The organism is Streptomyces kryoterrae, assembly GCF_054072135.1.
The window spans coordinates 861,311-878,159 of record NZ_CM133358.1; the positions used below are offsets into that span (position 1 = coordinate 861,311).

Genomic DNA, 16,849 nt, shown 5'->3' on the forward strand with positions numbered 1-16,849 from the left:
CAGGGCGTTCGCCCGCAAGGGCTGAGAGCAGACGAGCTGCCGTCGCCAGGTGACCGCGCTCGGCGACAGCGACAGCCAGCTGATTGAGTTCGGACTCAGTCATGCTGGACAGGGACAGGGCGTCCCGTCTCAGGTGAGACGAGACGCTTTCTAAAAGGTCACCGGCTGCGTCATGCAAGCCGAGTCCGTCGGCCAGGCTGACGAGATAGGCAAGATCCTCGGCTGCGGCCGGACGGCTGAGCAGTTCCAGATCCGCCTGTACATCCGCCATCTGGCGCTCCACGGAGGGCCGCTCGGCGTCCACTCCGCGCAACGCGCGCTCGGCGGAGCGGATTGCGTCTTTGAGGACGTCATTCATGGCGCACCACGCCCGGATCGTCCTTGAAGATCTTTTGCAACGCGAGGTACCGAAGCTCGGCGATATGCACAGGATCCAGAGCGTTCTGGTCAGTCAGCTGCTGGAACGCCTGGATCACCGACTCCACTCGGTCTGACGGTCGGCGCGCCGACGTCGCCTGCACAGGCTCCACCGGCACGGGTGTATCGGGCTGGGAGGGCCCAGGGCGCAACACGTCGATGAGATGCAGGACGTCGAAATGATCGAAGCGCTGCATCGCCTCTTTGAGAGTGGCGGCGAAAAGCACGTTGGTGTTGCGGCCGGCGTCGACCCGATCGGGAACCTGCTCCAGCAAAATGCCGGCCACGACTGTGCCTCGACCATCGACCGTAGTCTCGACGGGGCCACCCGAGTAGCCGGAGTAGTCACCGAGAAGCTGATCGGCCGTCAACTGCAGGGCGTCGATCAGCGCGCCCCCCTCACACAGGTAGCTCACCCCGACGCTGTCGACCTGACCGGTGAGCTCGACGTCGTTTCGAGCCGGCCGGTACGGACTGCGCCAGTGCATGCCCGCACGCGCGACACCTGCAGCAGGTACCGGCTGTCTGACGTGATGGCCCGCGTCGATCTCTATCAGGGCAAGGTCAGCATCCTTGTCCCGCCTGCGAACCTGGCCTCCGAGCCGGGTACCGTCCGCCAACAGGATGTCCAGTTCCTCTTCCACTGTGTTCAATTCACGCAAGCAGTGCAACGCAGTCAGGACGAAGCGGCGCGTGACCAGGAACCCGCCGCCCAGCCGGTGCCGGTCCTGATACAACTCGACCCAGTAGCCCCTGGATTTCATGGCTGATCCTGGGACCGCTCCAGGGTGAGCGTCACCTCGAATGACGCCTCCGCAGACGCTTTGGACAGAATGACCCCGGCCTCTGCGGCCAACGTCAGCCCGAAGGACACGTCCATGCTGGTGACCTGCCAGCCCTGACGCACAGGCACCCGAGCCAGCGACTGCTGCGCGATCGCAGACGCCTGGACGATGGCTTCCTCTACCTCGCCGGCACGTTCGGCGAGAGCGGCCGTCGTACGCGTACGCGTACGCGTACCGATCTGCCGACTTCCTGACGCATCGAGAACCACCGTCTCGATTCTGACTTCGGCCATGGATTCGCTTCCCCCGACCACGACGCGCGGAGCACCTCCAAGGAGCGTAGCTGCGACCCGCGCCCCGTGCGAAGGCGTCCGACGCTCCTGTTTCGTGCAACTGCTTCCCGGAACCGGCAAGAGCGTCACCGAGGCGATCAACGACAGGCCGCGTACTGACGCTAATCAACGAAGCCGTCGAGCGGGCCGCTGTCCGGGGGACTGAGGCGAGGTAGGCGTTGAGTGTGCAGTCGAAGTCGCGCAGCGCGTCGAGGCCCGGGGCGAGGGCGATGAAGCGATCGAAGGCAAGGCTGGTAACCGCTCCTATCTCAAGGGGAACAGTTCGGGACGCGATTGGGCTGATCGCCAGGGGCGGTCGATGAAGGCTTCCGAAAACGAACTCATCAGTCACGGAGCTGAGCGCGCACGAACAGGTGGGTGCACGACGCAGTACGGCCCGGGGCAGCAGGGCAACTGCAGTTGTGAGCTGCGGCTACTCGGCTTCCTGGAACACGTCAATGTCCGAGGTTGGCTCGACGCCGAGAAGGTTTTGTGCTGCCTGCAATGCAGCTGCGTCTCGCCTACAGCGAGATCCCCACCGGCGAGAAGAAGGAAACCGCCACCGCCTTCTGGGGCCGGGCCCGGACGTTCTTCACCCAGGCCGCGATCACCGTCCAGCGGGTGCTGACCGACAACGGCTCCTGCTACCGCTCACGTGACTGGCGAGATCCCCTTGCCGCGGCAGGGATCACGCACAAGGGAACCCGCCTTTACCGGCCGCTGACCTCAACGGCACGATCGAGCTGGGCAAGGTCTTCGATGGGAACCCAACGTGATGTCCGTAAGTGCTAGCTGATGCCCAGATAGACGCCGAGTGCCGACGTTAGTCCCAATTTCAAGCGGCGTGCCAGTACGTGAAGCCGAGCGAAGTCAGTCCTTCGGACCGGCAGAGGCGATCCGAAGGACCTCCGACCTCCGTCTGGAGGAGCTGGTAAGCCGCCCCGTTGACCTGGCCCCAATGCATCGCTGCACGCCAGAGTAGACGCCCAAGCCCATGACCGCGATGCCCCTGGAGGACGCCGAAGTACTGCGGCATCAATTGGGGAGAACCGATCGCGTCGGGCCGGATCTCCATGGGGCCGATGGCGCCAGCCACCCTGCCGCTCACGACAGCGGTCAGTACCGGGCCGACATTCCCTGCCTGTATCTGTCCGTAGAGGAAGGCGAAGCCGTCCGCGGCCATCTCCTCAGCGAAGTCAGCGAAGGTGCCTCGTACACTCGCCGGCCACTCGCCGAAGGAACGAACAGGGCCATCGGGGGCAGGGAGGGTGGTCGTGCTGAAATCTTGGAGTTGGATGCGTGTACCGCGTCCGCCCGAAGACTCGGAGCCGAGGAAACGCACGATCCGCGCCTTCTCCGCGCCGCGCTCGGCGGCCAGCTTCTTTGCGAGCTCGGTGGCGGCGAGCACGCTGTTGGACTCGATGCCGTAGACATGGACTTTGACCATTCCAGCGCCCCGCCGGGACAGCGTGGGGATCAGCGTCTCGCCTGGCTTGTGAACGATGTCCTCGACGAGAACAGTCTCGTCCTTGCTGTCGGACCAGCGGATGTCCTTGTCGTAGCGCAAGAACCATCGGTCCGTGGCGGCTGCGATCAGGGTGTCCGTGAACAGGTCCTCTGTGAGGACGGACGGGTGTACCGGTCCGATCGTCGGCACGTAGGGCGCCGACACCACTGGACGTAGCCAGTCCCAGCGGAATCGCATGTGCTCAGGGTACTCATCTCGCGCTCAAGGCTCAGGCCCCGACGGGGATTCGTCGGGGCCTGAGCGCAATTGAACGGGTGTGATCAGTTGGGGTTGTCGTCGCCAGCCGCGCAAGAGCAGGCACTGCCCTCCATCAGCGCATCGGCGTCCGACTCGATGACGAGCGACCTGGTCGCGACGAAAGAGCTCGGAAGAGCCGGGCGGATAGCCGGCGGGCGGCTGGTCTGAATCTCGACGGGAACGGGACTCATGAGTGGACCATCTCCTTGGTTTCTCCGTGCTGGCAGTAGGTGTTCAGTGGTGCCTTCGCCTCCTGGTAGACCTTGGCGAGCGGCCGGCACACCCGGCATGAGCCGGAGAGCGAGCAGCCCGTGCAGCCACCGGTGCGAAGCATGAGCCGATCGGAGATCGCTCCCAGTCGGCGAAGGCCATCAATGCCTTCGGCCATAAGGTTGATCTGGTCGTCGCGGCCGATCTTGCAGATCGAGACCATGGCGTGAGGGTCGGCGTGGAAGAAGGTCACTCCCGCGTTGCAGCCCTGAAAGACCGGCCGCTTGCGAAGGAATTCCGTCGACTGGACGAGGAGCGGCTCGCCCGTTCCTGAGAAGGTCGGCTGCATGTTGGTGTAGACGTGGTGGTCCAGGCCCCAGCCCTTCACCAGGTCCACCATGACGTCGACCTCGTAGGCGTTGTCCTCCGTGACCACGACGGACACTCGCAGGGGCAGACCGGCATTTCGCGCGGCGGCCATGCCGCGCTGGAAGTTCTTCCACGCGCCCTTGCGCTGGGTCAGTTCGTCGAAGGACTCCTCCGTCGCGCCGTACATGCTGACGACTACGCGGTACGGCGGGCAGTCTCGGAACAGGCGCAACAGGTCGGGTTCCCACAGGCGCGAAGCGTTGGTCGAGACCGTGAGCATCATCCCCTGGCGGTACGCGTACCGGTAGGCGCCCTCGAAGTCGGGATCCACCGTCGGCTCGCCGCCCGTGATCTGGAGCCAGAGGACGCCCGAGTCGCGGAAGATGTCGATGAGCCTGACCTTGTCGTCCCAGCTCAGGCCAGCCAGCGGGCGTTCGCCGAGATAGCAGTGCTTGCAGCCGAAGTTGCAGTAGAGGTTGATCTCCCAGCTCGCCCGTGCAAAGGCGAGTTCGGTTGGCTCGCGCACCAGGAGCGTCTGCTGGGCGGCCTGACCGTCCAGGTCGAGATCCCAGGCTTCGGCTGCGGTCCCGACCAGCCAGGCCGGCACATCGGAACCGGCACGCAGCCGTAACTCCTCGTAGCGCTCGGCCGGCAGTCGCACACAGGTAGCGCTCCCCGGCTGGACGGCCAAATAGCCATCCAGGAACGGACTGACGATCAGCTTGTGCATCCGATACCTCCTGGGCTGAGCCCCACCCCGGCTCGCACGGGGGAACCAAGCCGGGGTGGGAGCTATACGGCCGGACGTGCGTCCCACCGCTGGTTGTAGGAGCAGACGACTTGGCGACACCACTCGCAACAGTCGCCACAAGCGAATGCCGGGGCCGAGGAGCCGCCTACCTCGACCGGGCCTATGAAGATCACGAGTTGATCGGCGCGACGGCAGAGCAGACAGGTGCCTCTGACCCACTGGCGACGGGTCATGCCCCGGCCTCGGCGCGCTCCTGCCGAGTCCGCGTCACAACGAGCTGGTCCGGATTGTCGGCCAGCCACTCGGAACGGGCCGCGGCTCGGAGGATGAGCACGCCATGTCTGACGTCTGTCACGATCGCTCGACATCCGGGCTTGTACTCAACCTCGTCTCCAACACCAGGCCGCTTTCTCTGAGTCACTGTGGTGTCCCGCCGTTCCTCTCGACGTAGACCCACGTCAGGCGCCGGGTGAGGTTGGCTACGTCACGCATGAAGAAGAAGGCAGTGAAGCTCGGTGTCTGTCCGCCGGGGCGGTTGGTCAGGTCCAGCAGCTTGTACGCCTGCCGGAATAGGTCCATGACTTCATCATCGTCGTTCGCGCCCAGTTCTTCGGCCAGGAGCAGACTCACGAGACCGATGCCCCTCGTCGTCTTGAAGTCGATGTCTTCTCGGGTCGACGTGCTCAGCTCCATCTTCAGCACGTCATCCGTGATGCCTGAGATCGACTCAACATCGATGGGCAAGTTATCGACGCCGGTCTCGGGTTCCTCGGTCACGCTCACCACCACGCTTCTCCCCTCGATGCTGCCTGCGCGGGGTTGGGTTCGAGAACGAACGTAGAACGGCTGTCATCCAACTCCCAAGAAGATTGCGCGAGTTTGCAGCGAGTGGATTGACGGGCTCGAACAGGGCCTTGACCATCGAGGTATCGCGCAAACCAGCGCAAGGCAGCAGACAGGAGAGCGCCATGCAGCTACGGTTCCTTGGTAAGAACTCCACCGTGGGCGACTGCCCGACCCTGTACGCCACGGACCGGGACACGTACCTCGTCCAGGGCTGGAAGATCTTCGCGAACGACCTGCTGATGCAGCTCGACATCCCTGAGGGGCAGACGGCAGTGGAGGTACCGACGGAGTTGTTCGAGTTTTTGAGGGAGGACGGACTGGTAGCCGGCGAATTCAGGCGTCTGGAGGACCCGATCATGGTCCTGACGCCTGCTGGCACGTATGTCGTCCAGGGCCTGGAGGTCACCGATCCCGAGGCCCTGTCCCAGATGGAGATTCCGGACTACGAGACCGTGGTCGAGGTTCCCAAAGCCGCGATCACTGCCCTACTGGAGGAACCGCGTGGAGTTGATCTCCGGCGCCAAGCGCAACCGGCTCTTTGAGACCTTCACGAAGGACGCCTTCCATCTGGAGCTGAGGGACGACTACTCGGTCCCAGACGAGGACGGCCCGTTCGAGAGCTGGCTCCGCGGAGAGTCTGTCGACTACTCGTACATGGAGCCGTGGGCGCAGCTGATCCGGCGCGTCACCGGCGAGGGCAGGACCGTCCGGCGCGTACGCGTCGTCACCCAACCGCACACGCCCTACATCCAGTGGGAGTACGCCGCCACCTCACACAATGAGGCGGCCGGCGAGGAGATCCGGTGGGCGTCTCGGCACGTCGTACCGCCCGAGCTGGTCTTCCCCGCAGGCGGCAACGACTGGTGGTTGTTCGACGGCCGCCTCCTGGCCGTGGGCCACTTCGACAACGACGGCCGCGTGCTCGGGTCCGAGCTGGTCGAGACTCCCGACCTCGTCGCCGAGTGTGTTCGTGTCCGGGACCTGCTCTGGGGCCTGGCCACCCCGCACCGCGAGTACAAGCCCTGAACCATCCGTGAGCAACCAAGCACAAGAAACCCGCGAGGCACTGGGTGCCCGGCTGCGCGGCTTCCGGAAGGATGCCGGATTCACCAGCGGCCGGGCCCTGGCGCGCACACTCGACTGGCAGGAGTCGAAGGTCTCTCGCCTTGAGCACGGGAAACAGAACGCTAGCGAGCAGGACATCAGGGCCTGGTGCACGGCGACCCGACAAGAGCAGCACATCGATGACCTGATTGCCACAGTGCGCCACATCGACGAGCTGTGGCTGGAGTGGCGCCGACAAGTGCAGACGGGCGCCGAGACCCGGCAAAAGAAGTCCCTGCCCGTCTACGCCAGGACAAAGGTCTTTAGAATCTGGCACCCCAACATGATCTGGGGAACCTTCCAGACAGCGGACTACGCCGCCGAGATCTTCCAACAAGCCGTCCGCTTCCTGGAGTTCCCCAACGACACCGAGGCCGCTGTCGGCAAGCGACTCGAACGGCAGCGGTACCTGTATGAGGGCAACCGGATCTACAACGTGCTCCTCGGCGAACAGGCTCTGTACTCCAACGTCGGCGGACCAGAGGTTATGAGGGCTCAACTCGACCGTCTCCTGGCCCTGATGGGGTTGCCCCGCGTGAGTCTGGGCATCGTCCCGCGTGCAGCCGCCACGGAGATCTGGCTCGGTCACGGCTTCTCGATGTTCGACGACAAACTCGTCCTGGTTGAGACCTACTCGGCAGAGTTCTCCGTCACGCAGCCCCGAGAGATCGAGCTGTACACCAAGGCCTTCGCCCTCTTGAGGCAGTCCGCGGTCTACGGCACCGCCGTCCGCGACCTCATCCTCACTGCCAACCAACATTTCGATCAGATGCCATGCGACTAGGAGAGCACCACCATGCAGCCTGTGACCCCGAACTGGCGCACGAGCACCTACACAGGGACGGAGAACTGCGTCGAAGTAGCTGACAACGACCCGACGAAGGTGATGGTGCGGGACACCAAGTCCCGCAGCCGCGGAGTCCTGGCCATCCAGCCAGCCGCTTGGTCGGCGTTCATGGAGTTCGCCAAGAACGGCTAGCGACGAGCCGTAGACGATGGTTGCCAATGCACTGCAATTGCTGGTCACCAGCAGTTGCAGGAGCTCTCCACACCTTGCCGAGCGCTCCTGCTGCTCCGTGAGCCCGTGACCTCCGTCACATGAGCGTATTTGAACGATCACTCTGGGTTTGCGCAAACCGCGGCGGGCATGGGGCCGCTTCGATGGATGCACAGGTGACAGGCGTGGCGAAAGCGGTGGCGCGAGCGGGCGGGGGATGGTGCGAACCCGTGTGCGGCATTTGCCGTAACCGGAAAGCTACTCTCCGTTAAAAAGTGGTGGTGAGGCGCTCTGCACGAACTGGCCCTCATGCACGGTTTGCTTCTCGCAGGAGTAACGAGGCTCCAGGTGCCGGAAGTTGACGAGTGGGGACGAACTGCTGACTGGCGCCGCATGAGATCAAGAGGACCACCAGGTGACACTCGACGACGTTGCCAGCCTTGTGCTGGCCTCGGCCGCCGCGGCTCGGGCGTTTGCGCCCGACGTGCGTTCCGGTTTCCGACGCCTCCTGAGCGCCGGCGTACGGGTCGGTGCGGCGACTCTCATCGAGCAACAGCAGCCCGTCGCTCGGCCCGACCAGCCCGGGCTCGACGAAGGAGGCCGTCGATGAACGCCCAGCCTCCGGATGACCGCGATGAGCGCGCCCTGCGCGAACCGAGCGACATGATGCCGCCGGCCTTCTGGGCCTTCCACGAGCTGTACCACCAGGCCTACTTCGAGTACGCCCAGGTTCAGTTGGGCGACAAAGTCGCCGCTGACCGCCTGGTGGACACCACCTTCGTCTTCCTGGCGGTCATCTGGGAGAAGGTGACCTCCCACGAGAACCCCGGCGCTCTGGCCTGGACCCTGCTCAAAGAGCGAGTCGCCAGCGAGCTGGAAGCCCAGGGCCGCGATCCGGCCGCCCAGGCGACACTGGCCTTCGAACGCGCCATACGCGCGGCCTGCGATCCCATCCTGGACAGCTTCCGCCAGGAGTTCCGTGCGCAGGTTACCGAACTCGAGGACGGCTTGGGCCTTTATGCGGCAATGGCCCGCTTACCGGAGCGCCAGTTTGATGTGATGGTGCTCCAGTTCGCCCTCGGCTTCGATACCAAACGCACTGCGCTGGTCATGGGCATCTGCGAGGCGACCGTCCGTTCGACGCGCCGCGCTGCCAAGCGGCGGCTGGCTGCGGACCTTGGACTGGAGATCGACGAAATCGGGGACGTCGATGATGAGGAGTGACTAACCATGGGCTCGCAACGCCCGCGCACGATCGAAGAAGCGCTCGCTCGGGCTCGCATCTTCGCCGGCACCTACACGTCGGCCGACCTTGAGGGCTCCCAGCAACGCATCACAGAGCAGCTGCTGGAACTGCGTTGGATGCAGGCGATAACGTCCCCCGCCATGGTCTCGGGGGGCCGCTCAGCGTGGGCACCGCTGATGCTCCATGAGCGGGCGGCTCACGACCTCCGAGCCCTGTGCCAGGGCGTCATCCACGATGATGATGCCGCCCGTCGCCTGGCTCACTTCGATGACGCACGCGACCCCGGGGGCGCCCTCGCCTTCGCCTGTCTGCTCATGCTGGCCGACCACGAGGAGGGAGCACAGTTCTGGCTCCAGTTCGCGGCTGGCGGCGGCCAAGCCACCGGAGCGCTGTGCCTATACCTGCTGCACCTGCGCCGCGGCGAATGGCGCGATGCCCAGCACTGGGCCAGGCAGATGGTCTATCTCGAACACGAACCCTGCCAGTACTCGCCAGTCGCACATGAAGTCGTCGAGACGACCTCAGAGGCCGGCGGAGTCACCGTGTTCATCGACTTGCCAGATGACCAAGTGGTTGTACCGGAGGCCGCGGTCAAGGATGCGTTGGAGGACCTGGACGTCCAGCTCATTGAGGAGCTCGGGGCAATCCCCCAGCCCAGTCCCGGGCTGGCGCTCCAGCTCGAAGATCTGATCACTGCCGGACGTTAGCGCTCGGACGCTCATCGTCTGTGTGGTGTGCGACAGGCACGCGATGTCCGAGATCGGCCAGGCTGGTTCGGCGAGGACCAGCTGGCCGGCAGCGATTTGAAGGGGCCGTCGACGCCATGGGCCTTCTGGAAGCAGCGTCAGTTTGGTACGCCGTGGGCAGGTTGAAGGAGTTCTCCGCCCGACTCGAACCGCGCAAATCCGTCCCGGCTGTCCGTGAGTTCTGGGTTCTGGCACAGATCTTGGGGAGCGGTCGCAGAGGGTGACAGTGTCGTTCGATTGAAAGGGTGGTCATGAGCCCGGCTGTCCGGTTCGAACACTCACCTCGTAACCTCCGCGTATGACTGATGATCCGTTCCAGTGCCGCTGCATCGTCTGCCATGACTACGGTGACCGAGACGAAGCAGATCGCATGGATCTGACGATCATCGAGAACGTGCAGGGACACGGATGGCACGTCGTGATGGTTCCCGAGGACGACATCGGTCCCGGATTCGCCTACACGATCGGCCTCGCGCACACTCACAGCGCACCTGAGCTGGCCATGTTCGGACTCGATATCCACGTCATGCACCGCATTCTCAACAGGCTTGGAGAGAAGTCCGCTGCGGGCGCTGTACTGGCTGACGGCCAGAGACATCGTGACGTTGTCGACGGTCACCAAGTCGCGCTCAGGCAGGTTGATCTGCGCTGGTACCGGACTTTCTTCGGACAGGCCATCGGGTTCTACCGGCGGCCTCCTTTCTCTGTGCTGCAAGTTGCGTGGCCCGATGGAGATGACCGATTTCACTGGGATGAACAGGCTGAGGTGAGGCATCGGGACTCCCAGCCTCAGCTGTGGCTGCCCCCGAGTGAGCACCCTGTCGGGATCTAGACGACCGAACTCTGACCTCCAACGTGCCGACCGGCGACAGACCAACACCATCGCGAAAGCTACTGAAGCAAAATCATTTTGCGGAGCAGTTCAAATCCGGCTCGGCCGTAGAGCTGCCTCTTGATCTTCTTGATGCGGTTGACGGCACCCTCGATGCTGCCCGAGTTCCAGTTCAGGGTGAGCCCGGCTGTCACGGCGTCAAAGTCTCGGTGCAGGTGCAGTGCGAAGCCGGTGAGGCCGGGTAGCTGGCTGGCGTCGACTGCGTCGATCCAGGTGGGGAGTGTCGAGCCGAGGCGGTCGCTGAGTATCTCGCCGAAGCCGCGGACATGTCCGGCGACCTTGTCCAGTTCGGGGCAGCGGGCCCGGACCTCCTTCAGGCCGGCTCGGTCTTCCTCGGTCAAGGTCATGGGGTGCCGGGTCAGCCAGCCGGTCACCTGCCGCACCGACGGCGGCCGCGGGGCCGCGCCGGCCGGAGCCCTGCGGAGGGTGGCGATGTGGGCGCGGACCATCTGGTAGGTGACGGGCGCGTTGTCGGCAACGAGCTCGCCGTGCAGTCGGGTGACGCTGGTGCATCCCTCGGCGAAGCGTCGCTCCAGGTAGGGCTTGTAGGGGTCCAGTCTGCTGGGCCGGGGCCGGTTCTCGCGGATGGTGTCCTGCCAGCGTGCGGCGTTCGCGTACCGGAGGACGGTGCTGAGGCCCCAGCCTAGGTGTCGGGCGATCGCCCGGCGTGAGTGGCCTTGGGCCAAGAGCTCGTGAACCAGGGCGTGTGCCGCCTTCTTTCGCTCAGCGCGTCGGCCGGCGGGCTCCGGCTCGTCCTGCGGTCGACCGGAAACATGTCCGGTGACCTCCGGCAGCATGCCGCTGGGCGATGGGTTGCGCAGGCAGTCGCGATGGGCGGCGACGCAGGTCTCCACGGCCCGGCCGAGGCCCTGCCACAGATGGAATCGGTCGGCGACCTGCAGAGCGTCGGGGGCACCGCGCCGGGCGCCCTCGGCGTAGGCGCCCGCCCGGTCCCGGCAGATGATCTCCACGCCTGGGTGACGGACCAGCCAGGCGGCCAGCGGCCCGGCTTCACGCGTCGGGAGCACATCGACCACGCGATGGTCTTCGACGCTGGTCAAGACGGTGGAATAGGTCTGGCCGCGACGGATCGCGAAGTCGTCCACGCCCAGCACACGTGGCGTGCTGAACGCGGGATCGGGCAATGCCATGACCCTGCGCAATAAGGTCATCCTTCCCGCGCCGAAGCCCAGCTGGGCTGCCAGCCGGGCGCCGGCCCGACCGGCCAGCGCGAGCCCCACCCGCTCCAGGGCATGGTTGAGCCGAGTGGTGAACCGTGCGTACGGGGCAGCCAGCCGTGAGAACCGCTCGGCGAACGTCCGACGCGGACAGTCCGCCGCCCCACAGATGAAACGCCGGACCACCAACCGGATCACGAAGCCCTGCTCAGCGAGAGGAAGATCCTTCAACCTGCGGCGATAGCGGTCGTGCACCCGGTCCGAGAAGCGGCCACAGTCCGGACACTCCTCGCCGGCCGCCCGGCCCCGCGCCACCACCTCGACCGTACCGAACAAGGCGGTCACCGCCACGTCGTCGATCCCGTCGAACACGAGTGAGTCCCAGAACGACGCGTTGGTCTGCATGACCGGCACGATCACCGCTCACGGCCGACCACGGCAGAGACCATCAGGGAGTTGATGGAGCGTCACTTTCGGCTGCCGGGCACCCAGGCGTACGCGGTCTCACGCAACCCAGCCCCCTCACAATCGAACACCAAGGTGACGCTCCGCGACCGCTCCCCAAGATCTGTGCCAGAACCGAGTTCTGCGAACGGTTCTGCAGGAGGCGTAGTGCTCTCCTAGTGTGCTGCGCCAGAAATCCTGATGGTTAGTTACTACCCTGTTGCCATGTCGCATCCCGGGCCTTCTGCTGTGGAGATCACGCTGTCCGAGGCCGAGCGTGCCGAGTTGGTGCGCCGGACGGAATTGCCCCACCGGCGCTCGGCCGAGAAGGCCCGCATCATCCTGGCGTGTGCTGACGGCATGTCAAACGCAGGTGTGGCACGGATCGTCGGTGTCCAGGCCAAGACGGTGGGCAAGTGGCGTCGGGCTTTCGCCGCGGAGCGGATGGCCGGGCTTGAGGACGCCGGCTGGATCGGCCGGCCGAAGGCCGACCTGGTCCTGGACGAGGCTGAGCGCAGGCAGTTGACGCAGTGGGCCCGGCGGGCGAAGACCGCCCAGTTCCTCGCGCTGCGAGCCAAGATCGTGCTGCGCTGCGCGGAGGGCGGGACGAACCAGCAGGCCGCGGCCGACCTCGGCATCGACAGGTCGACCGTGGACCGCTGGCGGGCCCGGTTCATTGCCGAACGCCTCGACGGTCTGCACGACGAGCCCCGCTCGGGCCGACCGCCCTCGATCCTCCTCGACCGGGTCGAGGAAGTCGTCGTGGCCACCCTGGAGTCCACTCCGGGCATGGACACGCACTGGTCACGGGCCTCGATGGCCCAGCGCACCGGCCTGTCGAAGTCGACCATCGGCCGGATCTGGAAGAAGTTCGACCTCAAGCCCCACCTGCAGGACTCCTTCAAACTGTCCACCGATCCGCGGTTCGTCGCCAAGGTCGTCGACGTCGTCGGCCTGTATCACCACCCGCCCGAGAAGGCGGTTGTGCTCTGCGTGGACGAGAAGTCCCAGATCCAGGCACTGGACCGCTCGCAGCCGGTCCTGCCGATGATGCCGGGCATGCCCGAACGCCGTACCCACGACTATCTGCGGCACGGCATCACTAGCCTGTTCGCCGCCTTCAACATCACTGACGGCACCGTCATATCCCAACTCCACCGCCGCCACCGTGCGATTGAGTTCAAGAAGTTCCTGGTCCGGATCGACAAGGCGGTGCCCGCCGGCCTCGACGTCCATCTGGTCTGTGACAACTACGCCACCCACAACACCGCCGAGATCAAGACGTGGCTGAGCAGGCACCCGCGCTTCCACATCCACTTCACCCCCACCGGTTCCTCCTGGATGAACCAGGTCGAGCGGTGGTTCGGACTGCTGACCGACAAGCTCATCCGCCGCGGCGTCCACAAGTCCGTGAAAGCCCTGGAAGACGACATCACCGCGTGGATCGACAGCTGGAACGAGAACCCGCGGCCCTTCACCTGGACCAAGACCGCCGACGAGATCCTCAACTCCCTCGCCGACTACCTCACCAAGGTCGGAACCGTCAGCCAGAAAACAGAGCAGAACTAACCATCAGGATTTCTGGCGCAGCACACTAGTGTCATGCGCCGGAAATCACGGGCTTAAGTCTGTCTCAGGTTTCTGTGCTCGGTGGGTTGATTTTGGTGAGGTAGTCGGCGAGGGAGTTGAGGATCTCGTCGGCGGTCTTGGTCCAGGTGAAGGGCTTGGGGTTCTCGTTCCATCCGTCGATCCAGGCCCTGATGTCTTGCTCCAGGGCCTTCACGGAGGTGTGCACGCCGCGGCGGATGAGCTTGTCCGTCAGCAGGCCGAACCACCGCTCGACCTGGTTCATCCAGGAGGAGCCAGTGGGGGTGAAGTGGACGTGGAAGCGGGGGTGTTTCCCCAGCCATGTCTCGATCTCAGCGGTGTTGTGGGTGGCGTAGTTGTCACAGACCAGATGGACGTCGAGGCCGACGGGTACCGCCTTGTCGATCGTGACCAGGAACTTCTTGAACTCGATGGCCCTGTGGCGGCGGTGCAGCTGGGATATGACGCTGCCGTCGGCGATGTTGAAGGCGGCGAACAGGCTGGTGATGCCGTGCCGGTAGTAGTCGTGGGTGCGCCGCTCGGGCATGCCCGGCATCATCGGCAGCACCGGCTGGGACCGGTCCAGCGCCTGGATTTGGCTCTTCTCATCCACGCAGAGCACCACCGCTTTCTCGGGCGGATGGTGGTACAGGCCGACGACGTCGACGACCTTCGCGATGAACTGCGGGTCGGTAGAGAGCTTGAACGCGTCTTGGAGATGGGGCTTGAGGTCGAATTTCTTCCAGATCCGCCCGATGGTGGACCTCGACAGTCCGGAGTGCTTGGCCATTGAGGCCCGCGACCAGTGGGTGTCCTTGCCGGGGGTGGACTCCAGTGTCGCCGTGAGCACGTCCTCGACCTGGTCCAGCAGGATCGAGGGCGGCCTGCCGGGACGCGGCTCGTCGGTCAGCCCGTCCAGCCGCAAGCGGATGAACCTCGACCGCCAGCGGTTCACCGTTCCGTGCGATACGCCGAGTTCGGCGGCGATCTCCTTGTTCGTCCCGCCGTCCGCGCACCGCAGCACGATCCTCGCCCGCAGCGCCAGGAACTGCGCGGTCTTCGCCCGCCGCGCCCAGCGCGTTAGCTCCGCGCGCTCAGCATCGGTGAGGACCAGGTCCGGCTTGCGCCGGCCCGGCCGTGGTTCGTCGGCCAGACCTGCCAGCCGGTGAGCTGCGAACCGCGAGCGCCACTTGCGCACGGTCGCCACGTTCACGCCCAAGTCGGCCGCCACCTGGGAACTTGACTGACCATCCGCACAAGACAGGACGATCTGCGCGCGCTCGGCCGAACGAGATCCCGCCCCACCACCCGCCCAACGCGACAATTCAGCGCGCTCCTCCTCGGACAGCACAACCTCGACAGCACGCGGACCCCGATGCGACATGAAAACAGGTTACAGACTTAATCCCGTGATTTCCGGCGCATGACACTAGTGACTTGGCATCTGATCGAAGTGCCGGATGGCGGTGAGGATGTCGCGAGATGGTGCTGTACGACGGTGAACTGGCAGGCGTGCGCTACCGCTTACTCACGAGGTGTACGCGTTCGGTCGCAGGTAGGCTGGCCCGTTTCCTCAGGCCCAAGGCACAGGACTTACGTCGCCTACCCAGCCGCGGATTCGTGTGAGGTCGCGGTAACTTCCGTTGTATCCCAGCGAGTTGAGGATCAGCAGCACGAGGTACTGGCGAGCGAGAAGCCAGGCGTCCCGCGTCAGCCCGTCCAGTCCGTAGACCCGTTCCTGAGACTCCTGTGGATGCACCAGCCGATTCCTGACCCAGGTCACGACGTCGGCCCCATCGACCTCCTTGTTCTCCCTCGCCTTCACGTCGGCGGCGTACTGTGCAGCCGCCGGCAGGAGGTCAGGGTTGATGTCGACCGGTATCTGGGCACCACGCAGCACAGTGCGCAGCAGATCGTGCGCTGGCCGCCGCTTGTACTCCCGCTCGGTCAGGGCACCGCTCAAGACGAGGCTCTGCCACATGATGTGCTCCAAGCCAGCCGTGCCCATGATGATCCGGGGCTCGACGAAGTCACGGCTCCTCATAGAGGAGATGGCGTACATCATCTGGAAACGCAGGGGCGTGAGCTTGTCTGGGTCGGCGAAGGCATCGATCACGAGGCTCAGGAAGTCGCCTAACGACTCGTGGTCCTGGTCGTACCACCAGCCGTCGCTGTTCGGGCGGGCTGGATCGCAGAAGGCGGTTCGCCACTGCTCCCACACCACTTGCTCGTCGTTGTCTTCGCCGACGGGCAGCATGGGGGCGGCCCAGCGGCCGAGCGCGAACGAGATCCCGACGTGTAGGGCGGTCAGCAACGAGTCGGCCTCGTCAGCTGTGAAGGCGGCGCCATCGGCGCGACGCACCTCCATGATGTGCGTCATCACGTACACATCGGTTTTGTGGAGTTCCCGCCAAGCCTGCCGGTAGTCGGGGCGAACGTCGAGGGTGATCTTCCAGCCATTCGCTTTGAGCAACCATCGGCCCGGCCACTCGTGCTCGCCGCGAGGCGTCTTCTCGATCAGCGCCACCGGGCCGTGCCAGTTGGGCAGGTTGAACCAATGGACGAGGATTCGGGTCAGGCGAGCCTCGGAGTCGCCGAACATCGCCCCGTTCGACCATCCGCCCCCGATGTCCCGAGGGACCCCAGGCAGGATCATGTCACCAACAGGACGGCGCAGCGTCAAAGGAACGTCGTCTCGGTTGGCAAAGCCTGGCGATGCTCCATCGCCAACTGCCCACTCAAAGTTGAAGCCGTTCGAGCACGTGAGCTCGACGCGACCAGGAACATCGGCCCTCCCGAGCCCACCGATCAGGCCGTCGTGCAGGAGGACAGCTTGGCCCGGTTCGTTGTACGGGTAGATCGGCGTGAGCGCTTGGCTCGCAGGAGGTGTGTTCTTCGTGGCCACATAGCCACGGTAGTTACGAAGCGCCCGGCCCGCTGAAGATTCGTAGCCCCTTGCAAGTCCATCACTCCTCTGGGCTTGTTTCGACAACGCCGTCAGCGAGACGTGCAACAGCGTGCTCAAAGTCGAGTACGTCCACCGGCACACCTTCACCACCCGCGCCACGGCCCGGATCAGGATCGCGACCTGGATCGCCGACTTCTACAACTGAGGGGCCTCGGACCGGGCACGGGCCGGCCGTAACCCGTCCGTCGGCGCCACCCGCCAGCACCGTCTGT

General features: G+C 65.0%; 16 protein-coding genes and 1 pseudogene. 9 read left to right on the top strand and 8 right to left on the bottom strand.

The features are described 5' to 3' along the window. Positions 1-350: 350 nt before the first annotated feature. Positions 351-1,181: a S1 family peptidase gene (locus ACW4TU_RS03400; protein ID WP_457424466.1), complete on the bottom strand. Its 831-nt coding sequence runs from the start codon at positions 1,179-1,181 to the stop codon at positions 351-353. Continuing rightward, entirely contained in the window at positions 1,178-1,495 is a 318-nt protein-coding gene (locus tag ACW4TU_RS03405; protein ID WP_457424468.1) for a CU044_2847 family protein, read from the bottom strand. The genes ACW4TU_RS03400 and ACW4TU_RS03405 overlap by 4 nt, the downstream gene beginning before the upstream one ends. A 552-nt stretch (positions 1,496-2,047) precedes the next feature. Here ACW4TU_RS03405 and ACW4TU_RS03410 point away from each other — a divergent pair. Beyond that, positions 2,048-2,263 (top strand): annotated as a pseudogene (locus ACW4TU_RS03410) (DDE-type integrase/transposase/recombinase); the annotation flags it as partial. A gap of 106 nt (positions 2,264-2,369) precedes the next feature. On the opposite strand, the gene ACW4TU_RS03415 reads toward ACW4TU_RS03410, so the two are convergent. The 3 genes from ACW4TU_RS03415 to ACW4TU_RS03425 form a co-directional block, all read right to left on the bottom strand. After that, on the bottom strand, positions 2,370-3,239 hold the full coding sequence (locus ACW4TU_RS03415; RefSeq protein WP_457424470.1) for a GNAT family N-acetyltransferase: 870 nt from the start codon (positions 3,237-3,239) through the stop codon (positions 2,370-2,372). Positions 3,240-3,486: 247 nt separating this feature from the next. Next, positions 3,487-4,608, bottom strand: a complete 1,122-nt coding sequence (locus ACW4TU_RS03420; RefSeq protein ID WP_457424472.1) for a radical SAM protein — start codon at positions 4,606-4,608, stop codon at positions 3,487-3,489. Between the two features lie 438 nt (positions 4,609-5,046). After that, on the bottom strand, positions 5,047-5,406 hold the full coding sequence (locus tag ACW4TU_RS03425; protein ID WP_457424474.1) for a hypothetical protein: 360 nt from the start codon (positions 5,404-5,406) through the stop codon (positions 5,047-5,049). Between the two features lie 191 nt (positions 5,407-5,597). Here ACW4TU_RS03425 and ACW4TU_RS03430 point away from each other — a divergent pair, with 191 nt between their 5' ends. The 7 genes from ACW4TU_RS03430 to ACW4TU_RS03460 all read left to right on the top strand — a co-directional run bounded on the left by ACW4TU_RS03430 (position 5,598) and on the right by ACW4TU_RS03460 (position 10,400). Further along, positions 5,598-6,017: a hypothetical protein gene (locus ACW4TU_RS03430; protein WP_457424476.1), complete on the top strand. Its 420-nt coding sequence runs from the start codon at positions 5,598-5,600 to the stop codon at positions 6,015-6,017. Then, on the top strand, positions 5,977-6,501 hold the full coding sequence (locus ACW4TU_RS03435; RefSeq protein WP_457424478.1) for a DUF6879 family protein: 525 nt from the start codon (positions 5,977-5,979) through the stop codon (positions 6,499-6,501). Before ACW4TU_RS03430 ends, ACW4TU_RS03435 begins: the two co-directional genes overlap by 41 nt. Positions 6,502-6,508: 7 nt before the next feature. Further along, on the top strand, positions 6,509-7,363 hold the full coding sequence (locus tag ACW4TU_RS03440; RefSeq protein ID WP_457424480.1) for a helix-turn-helix domain-containing protein: 855 nt from the start codon (positions 6,509-6,511) through the stop codon (positions 7,361-7,363). Positions 7,364-7,375: 12 nt separating this feature from the next. Further along, positions 7,376-7,558 (top strand): DUF397 domain-containing protein, encoded by a 183-nt coding sequence (locus ACW4TU_RS03445; RefSeq protein WP_457424482.1) that lies wholly within the window; start codon positions 7,376-7,378, stop codon positions 7,556-7,558. Positions 7,559-8,182: 624 nt separating this feature from the next. Continuing rightward, positions 8,183-8,800, top strand: a complete 618-nt coding sequence (locus tag ACW4TU_RS03450) for an RNA polymerase sigma factor (RefSeq protein ID WP_457424484.1) — start codon at positions 8,183-8,185, stop codon at positions 8,798-8,800. 6 nt (positions 8,801-8,806) lie between these two features. Then, the gene (locus tag ACW4TU_RS03455) at positions 8,807-9,529 is read left to right on the top strand and encodes a hypothetical protein (RefSeq protein WP_457424486.1); all 723 of its coding nucleotides are present in this window, start codon (positions 8,807-8,809) and stop codon (positions 9,527-9,529) included. A 337-nt stretch (positions 9,530-9,866) separates the two neighbouring features. Continuing rightward, complete coding sequence (locus tag ACW4TU_RS03460; protein ID WP_457424488.1) at positions 9,867-10,400, top strand: DUF4262 domain-containing protein; 534 nt, start codon at positions 9,867-9,869, stop codon at positions 10,398-10,400. Between the two features lie 59 nt (positions 10,401-10,459). Here ACW4TU_RS03460 and ACW4TU_RS03465 read toward each other — a convergent pair whose 3' ends face one another. After that, entirely contained in the window at positions 10,460-12,043 is a 1,584-nt protein-coding gene (locus ACW4TU_RS03465; RefSeq protein WP_457424490.1) for an ISL3 family transposase, read from the bottom strand. Between the two features lie 264 nt (positions 12,044-12,307). Here ACW4TU_RS03465 and ACW4TU_RS03470 point away from each other — a divergent pair, with 264 nt between their 5' ends. Beyond that, entirely contained in the window at positions 12,308-13,651 is a 1,344-nt protein-coding gene (locus ACW4TU_RS03470) for an IS630 family transposase (RefSeq protein ID WP_457424492.1), read from the top strand. A 64-nt stretch (positions 13,652-13,715) separates the two neighbouring features. Here the strand turns inward: ACW4TU_RS03470 and ACW4TU_RS03475 are convergent, their stop codons facing one another. Together ACW4TU_RS03475 and ACW4TU_RS03480 are read right to left on the bottom strand one after the other, a co-directional pair. After that, entirely contained in the window at positions 13,716-15,053 is a 1,338-nt protein-coding gene (locus ACW4TU_RS03475) for an IS630 family transposase (RefSeq protein ID WP_457424494.1), read from the bottom strand. Between the two features lie 189 nt (positions 15,054-15,242). Further along, positions 15,243-16,574, bottom strand: a complete 1,332-nt coding sequence (locus tag ACW4TU_RS03480; protein ID WP_457424496.1) for a YopA family protein — start codon at positions 16,572-16,574, stop codon at positions 15,243-15,245. Positions 16,575-16,849 lie beyond the last annotated feature (275 nt).